We start from the raw sequence: 3,139 nt of genomic DNA on the forward strand, positions 1-3,139 counted from the left end.
AATACAAAACTCCGTATGAAGTGTTTTTCAGTGAAATGAGTAAAAGATTAGCTAGCTAATTTAGGTGGAAATTGCACTTGTTGTTGGAATTGGCGAAATGAAAAATATGGTGGAGCTGTGGAGAATCGAACTCCAGTCCGAAACCACGCTACTCCTAACGTCTACATGCTTAGAAAAGCTGTTAAAGTTTAATCTTGCTTCACACAACTTGCAAAGCTACACAAGACGAGCCTCGGGATTCATTTTAAGCTGAGACAGACTTAAAATATATCTACATAGGGGTTATACTTCGAATCTGACTTATCTAGAGTCCATCAGTGAAGCAGCCCGTCCTCTAAGAGGGGGTAAAACTTAAGCTACTGCTAAAGCTGGGCGGTAATTAGTGTTGTTTGCGTTTAAGCAATTGTGAGCCGTGTAACGGAAGTGCTCAGTCCGACATGCAGTTAAAAGCTACTTGATCCCGTCGAAACCAGGTCAGCCCCATATATTTAGAATTATAGCAAAGTTTATGTTTTCTAAAAGCTAAATGATAAAATAATTTGGATTGTTTTAATAGGTGGTGGCCAATCTCGGAATCGAACCAAGGACACACTGATTTTCAGTCAGTTGCTCTACCGACTGAGCTAATTAGCCATAATGATAAAAGTCTTTAAAAGGTGGTGGCCAATCTCGGAATCGAACCAAGGACACACTGATTTTCAGTCAGTTGCTCTACCAACTGAGCTAATTAGCCATCTTTTAAAGAGCGACATTATAGCCCCCATGTGCTGAAATCTAGCTTATGTTTGCAACACTTTGTTTAAATTCATCGCCTCTTTGAGCATATGAGCTAAATTCATCTAAACTAGATGCTGCTGGAGAGAGTAGTGCAACTTCATTTTCTTTTAGGTTTTTATCTATTTTGGAGATGGCATCTGCGAGGTTTTTACATAGCTCAAAGTTTATTTTGTACTCTTTAGCCAGTCTTGAAAGCTTCTCTTTGTTTGTTCCTATATTGTAGATGCTAACATCTATCTTTTGAAGATACTCAAACAGCTCATTTAACTCAACACCCTTATCGTCACCGCCAAGGATTAGATGCACACTAGAGTCTTTATATCTTTTTAGTGCTGCAAGCGCTGCATCTACGTTAGTCGCTTTAGTGTCATTTACCCATAAACGGTTTTTAGCATCTCTTAGTTCTTCTTGTCTATGTGGGTCAAGAACAAATGAGTTGATTTTCTCATAGTCCACTTTATCAAAAAGTATTTTATCAACTGCCATTGCTAAAAGAGCATCTGCAAGAAAAGCACCTTTAAAGTTAACTTTGCTGATATCTATACCAAAGTGCTCGGCTAAAGAGTTTTCGTCTTTATATGTCACTAGATGAGCATTAGTCTCTATATCTTTATAAGCTTCTGGGATAATCGCAACTTCTCCCTCTCTCATAGTCGCTAGAGGTTTTAGCTTGGCATCTATGTACTCTTGTAAACTTCCATGCCAGCTAAGATGATCAGGACTTAATGGAAGAAGTACATATATGTTTGGAGTGGCAATACTTGTGTAGTGCATAGTAAAAGAACTAGTCTCAAGTATCCACATCTTTGCATCTTGATTTAGGTCTGCGAGTGGTGTACCAATGTTTCCACCAGCTTGGCTACCTTTTGACTCTAGAAGATGTTGCATCATTTGAGTAGTAGTAGTTTTACCATTTGTTCCACTAATCCAAATCTTAAGAGGTGAAGTCTCTGCAAAATAGTCATATTCGCTTATAAGATTATTTGCTTGAGCTATGAGTGGGTTTGATGGTGGAATTCCAGGTGATGGAATCTCTAGCTGTGAGTACTTTGCGTTAAACTCACTTGGTGGTTTAACTTTAAAACCATCTTCATCACGAAAAGGTTTTGTACATTTGTCATCATAAAAAGTAGCATTTTTAACGACTTTGGCAATAGCCTTTGTAGTCTTTCCATAACCAAATAGAGATACTCTTTGCATCTAACGTATCTTTAGAGTTATAAGAGCGATTAGGTTTGATAAAACAGCGATAATCCAAAATCTAACAATGATTTTGTTCTCAGACCATTTTTTCATCTCAAAGTGATGATGAATAGGAGCCATTAAAAAGACTCTTTTTTTACGAAATCTATAACTACCCACTTGGAGGATTACAGATATAGTCTCTATTACAAAGATAGAGCCAATAAGAAGAAGTAGAATCTCACTTTTTGAGATGATAGCTAGGTAACCTAAAAATGCACCTACAGTTAAAGAACCGCTATCTCCCATAAATACTTCAGCAGGGTGGCAGTTATACCATAAGAAACCAGTGAGAGAACCCATCAGAGCAGCCGCAACAATAGCAACTTCTCCAACATCAAAGTTTGGCATTAAGAGGTAAGAACTTATCTGAGCGTGACCTGTAATATATATGATAATACTAAAAGATGTTAAGGCTGCAAGTGAAGGAACGGTTGCAAGTCCATCAAGTCCATCTGTTAGGTTTACAGCATTTGATGTTGAGATGATTACTAAACACCAGAGTAAGATTGAAAAAGCACCCATCTCAAATAAAGGTGTTTTAACAAAAGGAACATATAAGTCAGTATTAAAGTCTGCAAAAAAGCATAAAAAAGATGTAACAATTAGTGAAGCTATGATTTGTAGTATAAGCTTTGTTCTAGCCTTTAGACCTGCAAGATTTTCACTTTTTTTGATTTTTGCAAAGTCATCTTGAAAACCTATAAGAGCAAAAAGAACAAGTGTTAATATCGCTCCAAGGGCAAACATATTTGAAAACTTGATGGTTAATAAAGAAGCTAATATAGTTGAGCCTATAAAAACTATACCACCCATAGTAGGAGTTTTAGCTTTTGATTTATGGTTCTCAGGTGCCCATTCATTTATTGGTTGAACACTAGAAGTTCTTTGTGCCCATCTTATGAATTTTGGCATTATATATAGTGTAAACAATAGAGCTAAGAAAAAAGATATACCAGCTCTAATAGTAATGTATCCAAGAATATTTATATCTAGTAAGTCGTAAAGTTCGTATAGCAAATTAGTTAGTCCATTAATAGTTTAAAAACGACATTATAGATTCTTTAGTGTAAAGATAGGGTTAAAGTAGAAAATTGTGACTTAATTAAAAATATGGGGG

Annotated in this window: 2 protein-coding genes, 2 tRNA genes and 1 other RNA gene; all 5 read right to left on the bottom strand. The window is 36.3% G+C overall.

What is annotated here, in order from left to right:
* Positions 1-107 precede the first annotated feature (107 nt).
* Positions 108-482: a transfer-messenger RNA gene (gene ssrA, locus QZZ48_RS14925) on the bottom strand.
* Positions 483-557: 75 nt separating this feature from the next.
* A tRNA-Phe gene (locus tag QZZ48_RS14930) sits at positions 558-633 on the bottom strand.
* A gap of 24 nt (positions 634-657) precedes the next feature.
* Positions 658-733 (bottom strand) — tRNA-Phe (locus tag QZZ48_RS14935).
* A gap of 41 nt (positions 734-774) precedes the next feature.
* Positions 775-1,977 (bottom strand): UDP-N-acetylmuramoyl-L-alanine--D-glutamate ligase, encoded by a 1,203-nt coding sequence (gene murD, locus QZZ48_RS14940; protein WP_294967054.1) that lies wholly within the window; start codon positions 1,975-1,977, stop codon positions 775-777.
* Positions 1,978-3,039 carry a phospho-N-acetylmuramoyl-pentapeptide-transferase gene (gene mraY, locus QZZ48_RS14945; protein WP_294967055.1) on the bottom strand — a complete coding sequence of 354 codons (1,062 nt, stop codon included), beginning with the start codon at positions 3,037-3,039 and terminating at the stop codon, positions 1,978-1,980. It lies immediately after the preceding gene.
* Between the last annotated feature and the right edge of the window lie 100 nt (positions 3,040-3,139).

Source organism: Sulfurimonas sp., from assembly GCF_016744025.1.
Lineage (GTDB): Bacteria > Campylobacterota > Campylobacteria > Campylobacterales > Sulfurimonadaceae > Sulfurimonas.

Bases quoted from the DNA above. Each gene is read 5' to 3' on its own strand.
- murD (WP_294967054.1), bottom strand. From the start codon at position 1,977: ATGCAAAGAGTATCTCTATTTGGTTATGGAAAGACTACAAAGGCTATT.